Annotated in this window: 17 protein-coding genes and 1 tRNA gene; 12 read left to right on the forward strand and 6 right to left on the reverse strand. The window is 64.6% G+C overall.

What is annotated here, in order from left to right; all coding sequences use genetic code 11:
- The first annotated feature begins 22 nt into the window (after positions 1–22).
- Complete coding sequence (locus IQ24_RS12895; protein WP_145398445.1) at positions 23–640, forward strand: HAD family hydrolase; 618 nt, start codon at positions 23–25, stop codon at positions 638–640.
- A gap of 9 nt (positions 641–649) precedes the next feature.
- Here IQ24_RS12895 and IQ24_RS12900 read toward each other — a convergent pair whose 3' ends face one another.
- A complete protein-coding gene (locus IQ24_RS12900; protein ID WP_145398447.1) occupies positions 650–1,414 on the reverse strand; it encodes an HpcH/HpaI aldolase family protein in 765 nt (254 codons plus the stop codon).
- Positions 1,415–1,449: 35 nt separating this feature from the next.
- On the reverse strand, positions 1,450–1,884 hold the full coding sequence (aroQ, locus tag IQ24_RS12905; protein WP_145398449.1) for a type II 3-dehydroquinate dehydratase: 435 nt from the start codon (positions 1,882–1,884) through the stop codon (positions 1,450–1,452).
- Between the two features lie 250 nt (positions 1,885–2,134).
- Here aroQ and IQ24_RS12910 point away from each other — a divergent pair, with 250 nt between their 5' ends.
- Positions 2,135–3,952 carry a peptidoglycan-binding protein gene (locus IQ24_RS12910; protein WP_145398451.1) on the forward strand — a complete coding sequence of 606 codons (1,818 nt, stop codon included), beginning with the start codon at positions 2,135–2,137 and terminating at the stop codon, positions 3,950–3,952.
- A 123-nt stretch (positions 3,953–4,075) separates the two neighbouring features.
- Positions 4,076–4,492, forward strand: a complete 417-nt coding sequence (locus IQ24_RS12915; RefSeq protein WP_242008163.1) for a DMT family transporter — start codon at positions 4,076–4,078, stop codon at positions 4,490–4,492.
- A gap of 89 nt (positions 4,493–4,581) precedes the next feature.
- Here IQ24_RS12915 and ykgO read toward each other — a convergent pair whose 3' ends face one another.
- Positions 4,582–4,707, reverse strand: a complete 126-nt coding sequence (gene ykgO / locus IQ24_RS12920; RefSeq protein ID WP_042245282.1) for a type B 50S ribosomal protein L36 — start codon at positions 4,705–4,707, stop codon at positions 4,582–4,584.
- A gap of 78 nt (positions 4,708–4,785) precedes the next feature.
- Positions 4,786–4,860: transfer RNA gene (locus IQ24_RS12925), tRNA-Val, on the reverse strand.
- Positions 4,861–5,021: 161 nt separating this feature from the next.
- On the opposite strand from IQ24_RS12925, the gene IQ24_RS12930 reads away from it, so the two are divergent.
- The 4 genes from IQ24_RS12930 to IQ24_RS12945 are packed head-to-tail and all read left to right on the forward strand — an operon-like array spanning position 5,022 to position 7,474.
- The gene (locus IQ24_RS12930) at positions 5,022–5,885 is read left to right on the forward strand and encodes an N-formylglutamate amidohydrolase (protein ID WP_145398454.1); all 864 of its coding nucleotides are present in this window, start codon (positions 5,022–5,024) and stop codon (positions 5,883–5,885) included.
- A gap of 16 nt (positions 5,886–5,901) precedes the next feature.
- Positions 5,902–6,792 (forward strand): SPFH domain-containing protein, encoded by an 891-nt coding sequence (locus IQ24_RS12935; protein WP_145398457.1) that lies wholly within the window; start codon positions 5,902–5,904, stop codon positions 6,790–6,792.
- Complete coding sequence (locus IQ24_RS12940) at positions 6,789–7,061, forward strand: hypothetical protein (protein WP_145398459.1); 273 nt, start codon at positions 6,789–6,791, stop codon at positions 7,059–7,061. The genes IQ24_RS12935 and IQ24_RS12940 overlap by 4 nt, the downstream gene beginning before the upstream one ends.
- Positions 7,061–7,474: an NUDIX hydrolase gene (locus tag IQ24_RS12945; RefSeq protein WP_145398461.1), complete on the forward strand. Its 414-nt coding sequence runs from the start codon at positions 7,061–7,063 to the stop codon at positions 7,472–7,474. Before IQ24_RS12940 ends, IQ24_RS12945 begins: the two co-directional genes overlap by 1 nt.
- 5 nt (positions 7,475–7,479) lie before the next feature.
- Here the strand turns inward: IQ24_RS12945 and IQ24_RS12950 are convergent, their stop codons facing one another.
- Positions 7,480–8,205, reverse strand: coding sequence for a DUF998 domain-containing protein (locus IQ24_RS12950; protein ID WP_145398463.1), 726 nt, complete (start codon positions 8,203–8,205; stop codon positions 7,480–7,482).
- Between the two features lie 61 nt (positions 8,206–8,266).
- On the opposite strand from IQ24_RS12950, the gene IQ24_RS12955 reads away from it, so the two are divergent.
- On the forward strand, positions 8,267–8,905 hold the full coding sequence (locus tag IQ24_RS12955) for a glutathione S-transferase family protein (protein WP_145398465.1): 639 nt from the start codon (positions 8,267–8,269) through the stop codon (positions 8,903–8,905).
- 3 nt (positions 8,906–8,908) lie between these two features.
- Here the strand turns inward: IQ24_RS12955 and pyrF are convergent, their stop codons facing one another.
- Positions 8,909–9,604, reverse strand: coding sequence for an orotidine-5'-phosphate decarboxylase (gene pyrF, locus IQ24_RS12960; protein WP_145398467.1), 696 nt, complete (start codon positions 9,602–9,604; stop codon positions 8,909–8,911).
- Positions 9,605–9,760: 156 nt separating this feature from the next.
- Between pyrF and clpB the strand changes: the two genes are divergently transcribed.
- From clpB to msrQ, 4 genes are all read left to right on the forward strand, one after another.
- A complete protein-coding gene (gene clpB, locus IQ24_RS12965) occupies positions 9,761–12,388 on the forward strand; it encodes an ATP-dependent chaperone ClpB (protein WP_145398469.1) in 2,628 nt (875 codons plus the stop codon).
- A 150-nt stretch (positions 12,389–12,538) separates the two neighbouring features.
- Positions 12,539–14,173 (forward strand): alpha-D-glucose phosphate-specific phosphoglucomutase, encoded by a 1,635-nt coding sequence (locus IQ24_RS12970; RefSeq protein ID WP_145398471.1) that lies wholly within the window; start codon positions 12,539–12,541, stop codon positions 14,171–14,173.
- 96 nt (positions 14,174–14,269) lie between these two features.
- The gene (msrP, locus tag IQ24_RS12975; protein WP_145398472.1) at positions 14,270–15,166 is read left to right on the forward strand and encodes a protein-methionine-sulfoxide reductase catalytic subunit MsrP; all 897 of its coding nucleotides are present in this window, start codon (positions 14,270–14,272) and stop codon (positions 15,164–15,166) included.
- Positions 15,167–15,811, forward strand: a complete 645-nt coding sequence (gene msrQ / locus IQ24_RS12980; protein ID WP_145398474.1) for a protein-methionine-sulfoxide reductase heme-binding subunit MsrQ — start codon at positions 15,167–15,169, stop codon at positions 15,809–15,811.
- The last annotated feature ends 75 nt before the right edge of the window (positions 15,812–15,886 follow it).

Raw genomic sequence — 15,886 nt, forward strand, 5'->3', positions numbered from 1 at the left:
CGCGGGTCGAAAGGATAAGTCATTGAAGAACATCATCTTTGATATCGGCGCCGTGCTGGTCGAATGGGACGCGCCGCTGGCTTTCGCCGGTCACTTCGTGACCCGGGATGAGGCGATTGCCTGGATGGACCGGATCGGCTTTTACGACTGGAACTATGAACAGGACGGGGGCCGCAGCTTTGCCGATGGCCTGCGCGCCGCCCATGACCAGCACGGGGACGAGGCCGCGCCGCTGGCCGATTACCTCGACACTTTCGGCATGACCATCGCCCATCCGGTGCCAGGAAGCTGGGAGTTGCTCGAGACGCTGACGGCGGCGAATGCACCGCTTTACGCGATCACCAACTGGGCGGCCGAGACATGGCCCACCGCACTTCAGATCTATCCCCGTCTGGCGACGGTGTTTCGCGACGTGGTCGTGTCGGGGCAGGTGGGGCTGTTGAAGCCGCGCCCGCAGATCTATCGCCTGCTGATGGATCGCAACGACCTGCGCCCCGAAGATTGCATCTTCATCGACGACAACAAGGCGAATGTCGAAGGCGCGCAGGCGGTGGGCATCGACGGCATCCATTTCACCGGCGCGGATCAGCTGGCGCTGGATCTGGCCGAGCGTGGCATTCTGCCGAAGACCCGGCACTAGGCCGCCGGATCAGCTGGGGTAGCGCGCCCGTGCCTGCGCCAGTCCGCGCGCCAGAATGGCGGTGTCGACGTCGACGGCGGTGAAATTCGTGCCCGCCTCGATCAATTCGGCGGTGAAGGCTTCGTCCAGCGTCAGCACGCCCGCCGCCTTGCCGCTGGCGCGGATCCGGCGCACGGCGGCCAGAATGGCCGCCTTGACCACGGGGTGGCTGGGCTGGCCGGGAAAACCCATGCTGGCCGACAGATCGGCCGGGCCGATGAAGATGCCATCGACACCATCAAGCGCGGCCATGCCCTCGATCTCGGACAGGGCCGAGGCGGTTTCGACCTGCAAGAGCAGGCAGATTTCGCTGGCCGCGTCCTGAATATAGTTGCGGATCTGACCATAGCGGGTGGCGCGCGTCATATAGGCGACGCCGCGCATGCCCTCGGGGGCATAGCGGACGGCGGCCACGGCGCGCTTTGCCTCTTCGACGGTCTGGACATAGGGGATCAGCAGCGATTGCGCACCGATGTCCAGCAGGCGCTTGATCTCGACCGGGTCGTTCCAGCCGGGGCGCACCACGGCCTGCGACGGGTAGGGGGCAATGGCCTGCAGCATGTTGTGGACGGTCGGGATATCCAGCGGCGAATGCTCGGTGTCGATCAGGATCCAGTCGAAACCGGCGCAGGCCAGAAGTTCGGCGGGACCGCCGCCTGCAATCGTGCTCCAGATCCCGATCTGCTGGCGGCCTTCGGCCAGCGCGGCCTTGAAACTGTTCTTCGGTAGCTGCATCGCGGATCCCCCTGTTTTCGTATTCCGGTCGCTCTTTATCCCAGCAATGAGGCCATGCGGCGCAGGGCCAGCTGATAGCCCTCGACCCCCAGCCCGGCGATCACGCCCTCGGCGCGCAGGCTGACATAGGAGTGGTGGCGGAACGCCTCGCGCTTGTGGATGTTCGAGATATGCACCTCGATCACGGGCCCGTCGAAGGTGTTGAGTGCATCCAGCACCGCCACCGAGGTGTGGCTGAAGGCGGCTGGATTGATGATGATGCCCTGCGCCTGCTGGCGCGCCTCGTGGATGGTGTCGACGATGACGCCTTCGTGGTTCGATTGGAAAAAGCGGGTCTGAAGGCCCAGCTCACGCCCCAGGGCGTCGCAGTCACGCTCGATATCGGCCAGGGTGACGCTGCCATAGATCTCGGGCTGGCGCTGACCCAGAAGGTTCAGGTTCGGTCCGTTCAGGATAAAGACTGTGGGCATGGGATTTCCGTCCTGTCGCATGGCCGTCGCGGCGGCGCTGATCTTGCCTGCAAGCCGCCGCAATGAAAAGCCCGCAGCCATCACGGGCTTCGCACGCGAACTTGTACCCACGGAAACGGTCTAAGCCGCTGTTTTTGCCGCTCTAGGCTGGAAACCGCCGGCGGGGTTCAGGCATTGTAGTGCAAAGAACGCGCGGTCGCCGGATGTTTTGCGCCCGGCCAGCGCTGAAAAGGTTTCGAAAGGATATCGGATGCGTCTTTGGTCCGTGGCGTTGATTGCCCTGATGGCCGCACTGCCCGCAGCGGCAGAGAACCGGGGGGTCGTCATCGACAATGGTTCCTACCGGAACGCGCCCGATGTGCCCGGAGCGGATGCCTCGCAGGCGTCTGACGCGATGAAGGGCGCGGGTTTCCGCACGGTGAAGGGCGCGAATCTGTCGGCCGAGGACATTCGCAAGGCATTGTCGGACCTGTCGCGCCCGGATGATGATCCGGGGGTGCGGATCGTCCTGCTGAACGGGCGCTTCGTCCATAACGCGACCGAGACATGGTTTCTGGGCACCGACGCCAAGGACACCTCGCTGATGCAGGCGGGCGTGCAGGGCGTCCCGCTGAGTTCGATTTTTGAGCTGATGAAGGCGGGCAAGCCCGGCTCGGTCCTGCTGCTGGGTACGGGCGGTGGCCGGATGAACCTTGGTGCGGGGGTGCAAAACGGCCTTGGCCAGATCAGGCCGCCTTCGAATGTGACGGTTCTGTCGGGACCCGCGACGGGCGTGTCGCTGGCGGCGCAGGATCTGCTGATTCCCGGCACCTCGATCGATGAGGCGCTGTCGCGGCGACCCGCCATGGGCATTCAGGGTGACGGCAATGGCCGTCTGGTCCTGATTCCCGCGCGCGGTGGCAATGGTGGCGGCAACGATGGCGGCGGGCTGGAGGCCGACCGAGCGGCATGGGCGCGCGCGGCGGATGCGAACAGCGCCAATGCCTATCGCGAATATCTGGATAAATTCCCGCGCGGCGTCTACTCCGCCGCCGCGCGTGAGCGCCTAAACCGCCTGACCGGCGAACCCGTCGTCAGCGACAATGGCGCGGATGAGCGGGACGCCTGGGCACATGCGGCGGCTGTCGACACGACCGCTGCGCTGAACGAATTCCTGAGCAAATATCCCAACGGCCGCTATGCCGATGCGGCGCGGCGACGGCTGCAAAGCCTGTCGCGACCGGCAACGGGGACAGGCGAAACCGGCTATCCCTTCGACCGGGGCCCGGGCAAGGTGACCGCGCCGGTCGTCGAATCCCCGGCTGCGGTGGTTGAGCGCAACCTTGGCCTCAGCCGTGACCAGCGTGCCGCCGTTCAGCGGCAACTCTCGCGGCTGGGCTATAGCGTGGGGCAGGCGGATGGCATCCTCGGCTCGCGCAGCCGCACCGCCATTGGCAACTGGCAGCGCGATGCGGGCCTGTCGCGGACGACGTATCTGACCGGCCCGCAGGTCAATCGCATCGCCGAGGAGGCGCGGCGGCTGGATGCCGGGAATCGCGACCGGGACTACTGGCAGCAGACCGGCGCACGCGGCGGCGAGGCCAATCTGCGCGCCTATCTGCAACGCTATCCGAACGGGGCCTATGCCGATCAGGCGCGCCGGATGTTGCGCGGCGATCCGGTGGTCGAAGGGCCGAACGGCAACGCTATGCAGGGCGTGCAGGGCGACGAAAGCACCTGGCGCTGGGCGCGGCAGCAGGGCACGGCGGGGGCCTATGACGCCTATCTGGACAAGTATCCGCGCGGCAAATACGCCCGGCAGGCCCGGCAGCTGCGCGACAATCTGAACGCCGGAAACGAGGCGGCGCGGCGCGAAGAGGCCTCGTTGGGCCTGAACCCCTCGACCCGGCTGATGGTCGAAGAGCGGCTGCAGCGCGCCGGAATGCGGCCCGGCCCGGTCGATGGCCAGTTCACCGCCCAGACGCGCGAGGCGTTGCGCCGCTATCAGATGTCGCGCAATCTGCGCGTCACCGGCTATGTCACTCAGGAAACGGCGATCAGCCTGCTGGCGGCCTCGATCCTGCGCTGACCTTTCGCCGGAGCGGATGCGTGCCGGCGGCCCGATGAGGCCGTCGACGCGTGGCGGAACCATCAGAAGAAGGGGCGGTCCATGGGTTCAGGCAGTTTGCAATTTCCGATTCTGGCGTTTGTCATGATCATCGTCGGAGGTGCCTGCATCGCGCTGCAGGCACCGGTCAACGCCGGGCTGGCGCGCGGCATCGGCAGCCCGCTGGTTGCTGCGGCGATTTCCTTCGGCGTCGGCTTCGTGATCCTGACCCTCTTCAGCATCATCCGGGGCGAGGTGCCGTCCTTTGCCGCCGCGCTGGACCAGCAATGGTGGCTGTGGATGGGCGGCGCCTTCGGCGCCTTCTATGTCTGGAGCATGGTCTGGAGCCTTCCACGTCTGGGCGTGGTGACGGCGATTGCGGTGCTGTCGCTGGGCCAGATCGTCGCGGCCATGGTGCTGGACCGAATCGGCGCCTTCGGCCTGCCGGTGCGCGAAATCTCGATCCCCCGCGTCCTGTCGGCGCTGATGGTCCTGGGGGGTGTGCTTCTGTCGCGTTACTGACGCGTCAGATCACCTCGCTGATTCGGCAAAGAAAAACGCCCGCGACGCAGAAGCGCAGCGGGCGTTTTTGCCTGACCTGACGGTCGCGATCAGCCCTGACGGGCCTTGAAGCGACGGTTGGTCTTGTTGATGACATAGATCCGGCCTTTACGGCGCACGACCTGGCAATCGCGGTGGCGGCTCTTGAGCGAGCGGAGCGAATTGCGAACCTTCATAGGTCTTCTCCTATCGCGGCGCATCGCATGGGCGCCTTGAAACTCAAATGCCCCCGGAATTGCCCGGGGGCGGCGAAATGGTGGGCGGTACTGGGATCGAACCAGTGGCCACTACGATGTCAACGTAGTGCTCTACCGCTGAGCTAACCGCCCACAACCTTGCTAGATCCTGCCGGTGGGCCGTAGCCTTCTGGCGCGAAATCGCGTCGGTGCGCGTGTCTATATAGGCGTGTCCGGCGGCTTTCAAGTCCTATTGGCGATGAAGCAAGATGGTTTATAACCTGCCTGTGGGAATTGGTAAGCGGGCGCGCATCATGACATTCGACAAGGGCGTGTATGAACTGGTCCGCCCTGACCAATGGCAGGGAGGGGTGATCTTTGCCTCGCCGCATTCCGGCCGCTGCTATCCTGAGTGGTTTCTGGCCGAAACCCAGCTTGATTCCCAGCAATTACGCTCATCCGAGGATGCTTTCGTCGACCGGCTGATCGCGCCTGCGGTGGAGCACGGAGCGGTCGTGCTGACCTCGAACGTGCCGCGCTGCATGGTCGATCTGAACCGCGACCCCGGCGAGATCGACCCGCTGGTCGTGGCCGATGCCCGGCCCGGCGTGATGACGCCGCGCATCATGGCGGGCCTGGGGGTGATTCCCCGCGTCGTGTCGCAGGGCAGGGCGATTCATCACCGACCGATTCCCCAGGCCGAGGCCGATTCGCGGATCGAGCGTCTGTGGCACCCCTATCATCAGACGCTGGCCGCCCTGATTGACGAGGCGGTTGCGCGTTTCGGTGGCGCGGTGCTGATCGACATGCATTCGATGCCGCGCGATGCGCTGGCCCATCTGCCGCGCCCGCGTCCGGATTTCGTGCTGGGCGACCGCAATGGTGTGTCGGCCTCGCCCCGGATCAGCACGGCCATCATCGATATCGTGACGAAGGCCGGATACCGAATCCGGCGCAACTCGCCCTTCTCGGGGGCTTATATCGCGGCGGCCTACGGGCGGCCGGTGAACAATGTCCATGTCGTCCAGCTGGAGCTTGACCGCTCGCTTTACATGGATGAGCGCAAGATCGAGCCGCGGCCGGACTTTGACCGGTTCGCCCAGCGATTCGCGCAAATCGTCGCGCAGCTCGCCAAGCTGCGCCCTGACCAGACCGATGCGGCCATCGCCGCTGAATGAAGTGTAAGGAATTAGTATGCCCCCTGAAATTACCGATCTGCTGACCCAGAATCTTGCCCTCATCATTCTGGCAGTGGTGGTGTTTCTGGCCGTCCGCTCGGCTGTCCGTATCGTCCCGCAATCCGAGAAATTCGTCGTCGAGCGCTTTGGCCGCCTGCGTGCGGTTCTGGGGCCGGGCATCAACCTGATCGTGCCCTTCCTTGACCGGGTGGCGCATCGCATCTCGATTCTGGAGCGCCAGCTGCCCAGCACGCGGCAGGATGCCATCACCGCCGACAACGTGCTGGTGCAAGTCGAGACCAGCGTCTTCTATCGCATCACCGAGCCGGAAAAGACTGTCTATCGCATCCGCGACATCGACGCCGCGATCGCGACCACCGTGGCGGGGATCGTACGCTCGGAAATCGGGACGATGGAGCTGGATCAGGTGCAGTCGAACCGCGCCCAACTGATTGAGCGCATCCGCGAGGCGCTGGCCAATGTCGTCGACGACTGGGGCATCGAGGTGACGCGGGCCGAGATTCTGGACGTTAATCTGGACGAGGCGACCCGTGCCGCGATGCTGCAGCAGCTGAACGCCGAACGCGCCCGCCGCGCGCAGGTGACCGAGGCCGAGGGGCGTCGCCGCGCCGTCGAACTGGCCGCCGATGGTGAGCTTTACGCCGCCGAACAGCAGGCCAAGGCCAAGCGCGTTCTGGCCGAGGCCGAGGCATTCTCGACCCAGGCCATTGCTGCGGCCATCAAGGATGGCGGGCTTGAGGCCGCGCAATATCAGGTCGCCATGCGTCAGGTCGACGTGCTGTCGGATGTCGGCAAGGGCAATGGCAAGCAGACGATCATCGTGCCCGCCGCTGCGCTTGAGGCGTTCGGGGATGCCTTCGGTCTGCTGAAAGGCCGGATGAAATGATCTGGATGAACGGCTGGGTCTGGATGATCGCGGCGCTGGTTCTGGCGGCGCTGGAGCTGATCTTGCCGGGCTGGTTCTTTTTGGGCTCGGCCATCGCCGCCGCCATCATGGGGGCGATGATCCTGATGGGTCTCTGGACCGGCGGGTTGCCGATGGCGCTGGTCGTCGTGGCGGTTCTGACCGGGGTCAGCTGGTTCGTGATGCGCCGCCTGATGGGCTCGCAAAAGGGTCAGGTCCGGATCTGGGATCGCGACATCAACGACAACTGATGCGCTTTATCGGCGCGAAACTGTTGCTGCAGCATGGCGATTGCCTTCTGGCCATGCTGCGCGACGATTTCGACCATATTCCTTTCCCCGCCCATTGGGATCTTCCCGGGGGCGGGGCCGAACCCGGCGAGACGCCGGTCGATTGCGCCCTGCGCGAGCTGGCCGAAGAATTCGGCCTGCGCCTGACGCCGGAGCGGCTGACGGGGCATCGTTTCCCCTCGACGCAAGCTCTGGGGCAGGATTCCTGGCTGTTTCATGGCCAGATCACCGAAGCCGAGATCGCAGCGATCCGCTTTGGCGACGAAGGGCAGGGCTGGCAGATGATGCCGGTGGCCGAATATCTGGCCCATCCCATGGCGGTCCCGCAGTTCAAGCCGCGCATCTGCCACGTGCTGGGCCTGCCTGCGCCCTAGCAGGGCTAGCGCAGTCCGGCGCGCATCCGTGTCACGACGGCCTGCACCGCGCGCCCGGCGTGGCCCTTGATCAGCCATGAATTTGCGAAGGCGACAATCGCCAGCGCCTCAAGCCAGAAGACCGGATGATAGGGCGCAAGGGCCCGGCCCAATCCGGGGATCAGCTTGAGCAGCACGATCGCAACCATCGAGGACAGGATGATGCCCCCGCAGATGCGATAGACCGCGTTCTGCCGCCGTTTCCTGGGTTTCGAGGTATCGCCGCGCACGAACAGGATCAGGCAGAAGACCGACAAAGCGCCGAAGAACAGCGCCGCACCAATCCAGTGCAGCGCCTCGGAGGTCGTGTTGCCGAAGATCTGTTGCAGCACCGTCTGCGGCCAGCCCGGCGGCGGGACGATCGGGGCCATCGCCGTCAGCGCCGCGCCGATTGCGCCGGTCCGCGCGGTGGCGCGGTCGGTGATCCGTTCGCCGGGCAGGGGCAGATAACCCTTGTAGCTCCACAGGAACACCGCGATGGCGCAGAGCGTGCCCACCATGATGCTGCCCATAGCCGTATAATAGTAGGCCGAGATGCTGTTTCGCATGCCCTGCTGGAAACCGATGCTCCAGCCGATCAGGGCGGCGGGCAGCAGAAATCCCATCAGCCCGATAGAGCGCCGCTGGCTTTCATAGGATTGCACCAGCTGGTTGGCACGTTCCTGCAGCAGATGAAGCGCGGAAGGGGTCATCAAGGGAACTCTGAAACGGGTCACTCGTTGATCAGGATTGCAGAAACACCAAAGGCTGCCAATGGCACAGATGCTGCTTTACCGCCGTCGCGGCTGGGGCTCGGCACTGATCGAGGTGCAACTGGCGTGGTACGGGATGCCCGTCGATCTGGTCGAGGTGGGCGACGTGTTCCGCGACGCGGAGGAGCGTGAGAGGCTGATCCGCATCAACCCCGCAGGTCAGGTTCCGGCGCTGGTCCTGCCGGATGGCCGGTTGATGACCGAAAGCGCGGCGATCACGCTGCATCTGGCGGATCTGGCAGGCAGCGCCGATCTGGTGCCCCAGCCCGCCGCGCCCGAGCGGGCTGATTTCCTGCGCTGGCTGATCTTCATCGTGGCGCAGATCTATCCCTGCTTCACCTTTGGCGATGCGCCCGCGCGCTATGTCACCGACCCGCAGGCGCAGGAAGAGATGCAGCAGCGCATCTTCGCGCGCGCCGAGCAGATGTGGCTGGCGTTAGGGCAGGCAGCATCCGCCGACGGGCCGTGGTTTCTGGGCGAAAGGTTTTCCGCGCTGGATCTGTATCTGGGCGTGATGGGGCATTGGGAACCGGGGCTTGAGTGGTTCCGCACGCATCTGCCCCGCGTGGATGCCATCCGGCAGGCGGTCCAGGGCGAACCCCGGCTTGCACCGGCGTTCGCAGCCAATTTCGACGACTAGCGCTCAGGCGCGGGCGGGAAGCTCGGCCAGAATGGCGCGCGCGGCAGCGGCCGGGTCGGCGGCCTGCCAGATCGGGCGGCCGACGACGATGTGATCGGCCCCGGCAGAGATTGCGGTGGCGGGGGTCTCGATCCGCTTCTGGTCGCCCGCGTCGCTACCTGCTGGACGCACGCCCGGGGTCACGATCAGCCGACCACTGGATTCGGGCAGGGCGCGGATCATCGCGGCCTCACGCGGGCTGGCGATGACGCCATCGGCCCCGGCCTCGAAGGCGCGGGCGGCGCGGGTGGCGGTGATCTCGGCCAGATCGCCCGGCACGATCAGCCCGGCGTCCAGATCGGCGCGGTCCAGCGAGGTCAGGATGGTCACGGCGAGGATCTTCAGATCCTTGCCCTTCGCGCCCTCTTTCGCGGCGCGCACCACATGGGGGTCGCCATGGACGGTCAGGAAGTCCAGATCGAACTGGGCGAGACCGCGCACGGCGGCCTCGACCGTCGCGCCGATGTCGAACAGCTTCATGTCCAGAAAGATGCGTTTGCCATGTTCCTGCTTCAGCTCATTGGCCAGCGCCAGCCCGCCACCGGTCAGCATGCCAAGGCCGATCTTGTAGAAACTGACGGCCTCACCCAGCTGCTCGGCCAGTTGAAGGCCGGCAAGTGCATTCGGCACGTCCAGCGCCACGATCAGACGGTCGTCCATTTCCACCTCGGGGCCATGTTTGAAACGGGCCGCTTATAGGACGGAACCCTATGCCTTGAAACCCCGTTTTCCCCTGCCCATCTGTCATGCAGGACCCCACCCGGACCGTGCCGACATCGGGCGATTCACTCGGGGTTGCCAGGAAAGGAATTCTTCATGGATATGGAAAAATTCACTGAACGGTCTCGTGGATTCATTCAGGCTGCGCAGACCATTGCTATTCGAGAAGAAAATCAGCGCGTGGTGCCCGAGCACCTGCTGAAGGCGCTGATGGATGACGATCAGGGCTTTGCCTCGAACCTGATTGCCAAGGCGGGCGGGGATGCCCGTGCGGTCAAGCAGTCCGCAGATCAGGCCGTGGCGAAACTGCCGAAAGTCTCGGGCGGCAGCGGGCAGGTCTATATCGACCCGTCGCTGGTGCGCGTGCTGGATGAGGCGGAAAGCCTGGCCAAGAAGGCGGGCGACAGCTTCGTCCCGGCCGAGCGAGTGCTGACCGCGCTGGCCGTCGTCAATACCAATGCCCGCGACTCGCTGTCGGCGGGGGGCGTTGACGCGAAAAAGCTGAACGCCGCGATCAATGACATCCGCAAGGGCCGCACGGCCGACAGCGCCAGCGCCGAAGACACGTTCGAGGCGCTTTCGAAATATGCCCGCGACCTGACGGCTGCGGCCGAGGAAGGCAAGATCGACCCGATCATCGGTCGCGACGAGGAAATTCGCCGCGCCATGCAGGTTCTGTCGCGCCGGACCAAGAACAACCCTGTGCTGATTGGTGAGCCGGGCGTCGGTAAAACGGCGATTGCCGAGGGCCTGGCCCTGCGCATCGTCGATGGTGACGTGCCCGAATCGCTGCGCAACAAAAAGCTGATGGCGCTGGACATGGGCGCGCTGATCGCCGGTGCGAAATATCGCGGCGAGTTTGAAGAGCGTCTGAAGGCGATCCTGAAAGAGATCGAGGCCGCCGCGGGCGAGATCATCCTGTTCATCGACGAGCTTCACGTGCTGGTCGGTGCGGGCAAGACCGATGGCGCCATGGACGCCGCCAACCTGATCAAGCCTGCGCTTGCCCGGGGTGAGCTGCATTGCGTCGGTGCCACCACGCTGGACGAATACCGCAAGTATATCGAGAAGGACGCGGCTTTGGCCCGTCGCTTCCAGCCGGTCATGATCCTTGAGCCGACGGTCGAGGACACGATCTCGATCCTGCGCGGAATCAAAGAGAAGTATGAGCTGCACCACGGCGTGCGCATCAGCGACGCGGCCTTGGTCGCGGCGGCCACGCTGTCGCATCGCTACATCACCGACCGCTTCCTGCCCGACAAGGCCATCGACCTTGTGGACGAGGCCGCCTCGCGCCTGCGGATGGAGGTCGACAGCAAGCCCGAGGAACTCGATGCGCTGGATCGCCAGATCCTGCAGATGCAGATCGAGGCCGAGGCGCTGAAGAAGGAAGATGACGCGGCCTCGAAGGACCGGCTGGAGAAGCTGGAAAAGCAGCTGTCCGAACTGACCGAGAAGTCGTCAACGATGACGGCCAAATGGCAGGCGGAGCGTGACAAGCTGGAAGGCTCGCGGAACCTGAAAGAGCAGCTCGACAAGGCTCGTGCCGAACTGGATCAGGCCAAGCGTGAGGGGAACCTGGCGAAAGCCGGTGAGCTTTCCTATGGCATCATTCCGGGGCTGGAGAAGAAGCTGGCCGAGGCCGAGGGCAATGACGAAGGCCCGATGGTCGCCGAAGCCGTCCGCCCCGAGCAGATCGCCGAGGTGGTCGAGCGCTGGACCGGCATTCCCACCAGCAAGATGCTGGAGGGTGAGCGCGAGAAGCTGCTGAAGATGGAAGAGGTGCTGGGCAAGCGCGTCATCGGCCAGTCCGAAGCCGTGACCGCCATCTCGCATGCCGTGCGCCGTGCGCGGGCGGGCCTCAACGATCCGAAGCGTCCTCTGGGCAGCTTCCTGTTCCTGGGCCCGACCGGCGTCGGCAAGACCGAGCTGACCAAGGCCATCGCCGAATACATGTTCGACGATGACAATGCGATGGTCCGCATCGACATGTCCGAATTCATGGAGAAACATTCGGTTGCCCGCCTGATCGGCGCGCCTCCGGGCTATGTCGGCTATGATGAGGGCGGCGTTCTGACCGAGGCCGTGCGGCGGCGTCCCTATCAGGTGATCCTGTTCGACGAGGTAGAAAAGGCGCACCCCGACGTCTTCAACGTGCTGTTGCAGGTGCTGGACGACGGTCAGCTGACCGACGGTCAGGGCCGGACGGTGGACTTCAAGCAGACGCTGATCATCCTGACCTCGAACCTTGGGGCGCAGGCGCTGAGCCAGCTTCCCGAAGGCGCCGACAGTTCGGAAGCGCGGGTGCATGTCATGGACGCGGTGCGGGCGCATTTCCGCCCCGAGTTCCTGAACCGTCTGGACGAGATCATCATTTTCCACCGGCTGACCCGGGACAATATGGATGGCATCGTGAAGATCCAGCTGTGGGGGCTTGAGCAGCGCCTGGCGCAGCGCAACATCCATCTGGATCTGGACGAGGCGGCGATGAAATGGCTGGCGGATGAAGGCTATGATCCGGTCTTCGGGGCGCGCCCCCTGAAGCGCGTGATCCAGCGCAGCCTGCAAAACCCGCTGGCCGAGATGATGCTGTCGGGCGAGGTGCTGGACGGGCAGACCGTCAAGGTGACCGCCGGTCCCGACGGGCTGATCGTCGGCAACCACATCACCAGCACCAAGCTGGGTGCGGAAGGTGAAAAGGGTCCGCGCGCACCGCTGCACTGATCGCGGTCAATCGGCAAGAAACGGGCAGGTGGGCAACCACCTGCCCTTTTTCATGCGCAATTTGATGCGCCGCCAGATGACGGATGGCAGGCGCGATGAAACCATGCTTGATCTAGGGTGTTTTCAAGGCTGCATATCAGAAAGCCCAACATGACCCAGTTCCAGACCGTCCCGACCCAGCCAATCGAGGGCCAGAAGCCCGGCACCTCGGGGCTTCGCAAGAAAACCCGCGTTTTCATGCAGCCGCATTATCTTGAGAATTTTACCCAGGCCATCTTCGACGCAATCGAGGGCGTCGCGGGCAAGGTGCTGATCCTGGGCGGCGACGGGCGTTACTTCAATGACCGGGCGATTCAGGTGATCCTGCGCATGGCCGCCGCCAATGGCGCGGCGCGGGTCATCGTGGGGCAGGGGGGGCTGTTGTCGACGCCCGCGGCCTCGAACCTGATCCGCCAGCGCAAGGCCGATGGCGGCATCATCCTGTCGGCCAGCCACAACCCCGGCGGCATCGACGAGGACTTCGGCATGAAGTTCAACGGTCCGAACGGCGGCCCGGCGACGGAATCGCTGACCGACCGCATCTTCGCGCGCGCGGGCGAGCTGACCGAATACCGCATCCTCGAGGCGCATGACATCGACCTGTCGCGTCCGGGCACGTCAACGCTGGGCGAGATGCTGGTCGAAATTGTCGACCCGGTCGAGGATTACGCCGCGCTGATGCAGAAACTGTTCGATTTCGACGCGATCCGGGCGCTGTTTGCTGGTGGGTTCCGCCTGCATTTCGACGCGATGCATGCCGTAACCGGCCCCTATGCCCGCCGGATCCTGCAGGAGATTCTGGGCGCGCCCGCAGGCAGCGTCGTGAACGATCAGCCTTTGCCCGACTTCGGCGGCGGCCATCCCGACCCGAACCCGATCTGGGCCGCCGATCTGATGGCGCGCATGTTCGCCCCGGATGCCCCCGATTTCGGCGCCGCCTCGGATGGCGACGGGGATCGCAACATGATCGTCGGGCGAGGTATCTATGTGACGCCTTCGGACAGTCTGGCGGTGCTGGCGGCGAATGCCACGCATGCGCCCGCCTATGCAGGCGGGCTGGCGGGTGTCGCGCGCTCGATGCCGACCAGCCGCGCGGCCGATCTGGTCGCCGAAAAGCTGGGCATCGGCATCTATGAGACGCCGACCGGCTGGAAATTCTTCGGCAATCTTCTGGATGCAGGCCGCGTGACCCTGTGCGGAGAAGAAAGCGCCGGCACCGGCTCGGACCATGTGCGCGAAAAGGACGGGCTTTGGGCCGTGCTTCTGTGGCTGAACATTCTGGCGGCGCGGGGCCAGTCGGTCGACCAGATCATGCGGGCGCATTGGGCGGAATACGGGCGCAACTATTACTCGCGTCACGACTATGAGGCCGTGCCCAGTGACCGAGCGAATGCGCTGATCGACCGGCTTCGGGGCCTGCTGTCCGACCTGCCGGGGCAGGAGTTCGCCGGGCTCAGCGTGGCCGAGGCGGATGATTTTGCCTATCTCGACCCGGTCGACGGCTCGCAATCGGCGCGGCAGGGCATCCGGATTCTGTTCGCGGAAGGCTCTCGCGTGGTGATGCGCCTGTCGGGCACCGGCACCGAGGGCGCGACCCTGCGCGTCTATCTGGAGCGGTATCAGCCCGCTTCGGCCCGCCACGACCTGCCGGTTGAGGAGGCTTTGGCCCCGGTGATAGCTGCGGCTGAACAGATCGCCCAGATTGAAGGGCACACCGGGCGTTCGCGTCCCGATGTGACGACCTGATCGCTCACGCGAAATTGGCTCGGCTGTGAGGCCGGGCGGTGTCATCATGGGACGACTGCCAAAACAGCGGTCGTCCAAGGCAGAAGGGATCGCCCGATGAAGCTGACATGGTCCCAGGTGACACCGGAAGCCACCTATCTGAGCCGCCGCAGCTTCATTGCCGCGGGGGCGGCGGTGATTGCCTCGCCCGCGTTTGGCCTGTCCGGCAAGCCCTCGGCCTTTTCGACCGAGGAACAGCAGAACACGCTGGATGAGATCACCAACTATAACAACTTCTATGAATTCGGCACCGGCAAGACCGATCCGGCACGGAACGCGGGGGCGCTGAAGACCTCGCCATGGTCGATCGAGATCGGCGGCATGGTCGACCGCCCCGGCAGCTATGGGGTCGAGGATCTGGCCCCCGATTCCGCTTTGGAAGAGCGGATCTATCGCCTGCGCTGCGTCGAGGCCTGGTCGATGGTCATTCCCTGGCTGGGGGTGACGCTGGCCAGCGTGCTGGAAAAGGCGGGTGTGCAGTCGGGTGCGAAATATGTCTCGTTCCAGACGGCCGTGCGTCCTGATGAGATGCCGGGACTTCGCGGCGGCTATATCGAATGGCCCTATCGTGAGGGGCTGCGCCTTGATGAGGCGATGCATCCGCTGACGATTCTGGCGACCGGCCTCTATGGCAAGGTGCTGCCCAACCAGAACGGCGCGCCGATCCGGCTGGTGGTGCCGTGGAAGTATGGGTTCAAGTCGATCAAGTCGATTGTCGCGATCACCCTGACTGATCAACAGCCCCAGACCAGCTGGCAGATGCTGCAGCCCAGCGAATACGGCTTCTATGCCAATGTGAATCCCACGGTCGACCATCCGCGCTGGTCGCAGGCCACCGAACGCCGCATCGGCGCGGGCCTGTTCGGCGGCCGGGAAGAGACGCTGATGTTCAACGGCTATGCTGAGCAGGTGGCCAGTCTCTATTCCGGAATGGATCTGGCCAAGAACTATTAGATGGTCAGCACCCTGAACTCCTGGTTGCGGCGTGTGCCGATCTGGCTGGTCTGGGTGCTGGGGCTGATTCCGCTGGCCCTGCTGATCTGGGACACCTTCACCGGCAATCTGGGAATCGAGCCGGTTCGCGACATCGAGCATCGGCTGGGCCGCACCGCCATCTATTTCCTGATCGCGACGCTGGCGGTGACGCCGCTGCTGCGACTCGCGCGGCTGAACCTGATGCGGTTCCGGCGCGCGCTTGGGCTGATCTGCTTTACCTATGTGATCTGCCATCTGCTGGCCTGGGTGGTCTTCGACATGTCCTTCCTTTGGGCGCAGATGCTGAAAGACGTGACAAAGCGGCCCTATCTGATCTTCGGGATGCTGGCCTTTCTTATGCTGCTGGCTTTGGCGGTGACGTCGAACAACCTCTCGGTCCGCCGGATGGGCCGCAAATGGCGAGAGCTGCACCGGCTGACCTATCCGGCGGCGATTCTGGCAGCGATGCATTGGCTCTGGGCGCTGAAAGTCTGGGAATCATGGCCGCTGACGATTCTTTTCACGGTCGTCCTGCTGCTTTCCCTACGAATCCCGGTCGTTCAGCGCGTGTTTTCCGGGTCTCGGGGCGGTTCGGCGGGTGTGAGGAATCGTGATTTGTCATGAATTTGGGATATTTGTGTGTGATGATTCTGGAGTTGGGTTGTTGTTGTGGGAATTTGCGGCGGGGAGCCGCCTGAA

Source organism: Paracoccus sulfuroxidans (assembly GCF_007830335.1).
Taxonomy (GTDB): Bacteria; Pseudomonadota; Alphaproteobacteria; order Rhodobacterales; family Rhodobacteraceae; genus Paracoccus; species Paracoccus sulfuroxidans.

What these genes read in the sequence shown, in the direction of transcription:
- IQ24_RS12900 (WP_145398447.1), bottom strand. Translation starts at nt 1,414, where the DNA reads ATGCAGCTACCGAAGAACAGTTTCAAGGCCGCGCTGGCCGAAGGCCGC.
- aroQ (WP_145398449.1), bottom strand. Translation starts at nt 1,884, where the DNA reads ATGCCCACAGTCTTTATCCTGAACGGACCGAACCTGAACCTTCTGGGT.
- IQ24_RS12910 (WP_145398451.1), top strand. Translation starts at nt 2,135, where the DNA reads ATGCGTCTTTGGTCCGTGGCGTTGATTGCCCTGATGGCCGCACTGCCC.
- IQ24_RS12915 (WP_242008163.1), top strand. Translation starts at nt 4,076, where the DNA reads ATGATCATCGTCGGAGGTGCCTGCATCGCGCTGCAGGCACCGGTCAAC.
- ykgO (WP_042245282.1), bottom strand. Translation starts at nt 4,707, where the DNA reads ATGAAGGTTCGCAATTCGCTCCGCTCGCTCAAGAGCCGCCACCGCGAT.
- IQ24_RS12930 (WP_145398454.1), top strand. Translation starts at nt 5,022, where the DNA reads ATGACATTCGACAAGGGCGTGTATGAACTGGTCCGCCCTGACCAATGG.
- IQ24_RS12935 (WP_145398457.1), top strand. Translation starts at nt 5,902, where the DNA reads ATGCCCCCTGAAATTACCGATCTGCTGACCCAGAATCTTGCCCTCATC.
- IQ24_RS12940 (WP_145398459.1), top strand. Translation starts at nt 6,789, where the DNA reads ATGATCTGGATGAACGGCTGGGTCTGGATGATCGCGGCGCTGGTTCTG.
- IQ24_RS12945 (WP_145398461.1), top strand. Translation starts at nt 7,061, where the DNA reads ATGCGCTTTATCGGCGCGAAACTGTTGCTGCAGCATGGCGATTGCCTT.
- IQ24_RS12950 (WP_145398463.1), bottom strand. Translation starts at nt 8,205, where the DNA reads ATGACCCCTTCCGCGCTTCATCTGCTGCAGGAACGTGCCAACCAGCTG.
- IQ24_RS12955 (WP_145398465.1), top strand. Translation starts at nt 8,267, where the DNA reads ATGGCACAGATGCTGCTTTACCGCCGTCGCGGCTGGGGCTCGGCACTG.
- pyrF (WP_145398467.1), bottom strand. Translation starts at nt 9,604, where the DNA reads ATGGACGACCGTCTGATCGTGGCGCTGGACGTGCCGAATGCACTTGCC.
- clpB (WP_145398469.1), top strand. Translation starts at nt 9,761, where the DNA reads ATGGATATGGAAAAATTCACTGAACGGTCTCGTGGATTCATTCAGGCT.
- IQ24_RS12970 (WP_145398471.1), top strand. Translation starts at nt 12,539, where the DNA reads ATGACCCAGTTCCAGACCGTCCCGACCCAGCCAATCGAGGGCCAGAAG.
- msrP (WP_145398472.1), top strand. Translation starts at nt 14,270, where the DNA reads ATGAAGCTGACATGGTCCCAGGTGACACCGGAAGCCACCTATCTGAGC.
- msrQ (WP_145398474.1), top strand. Translation starts at nt 15,167, where the DNA reads ATGGTCAGCACCCTGAACTCCTGGTTGCGGCGTGTGCCGATCTGGCTG.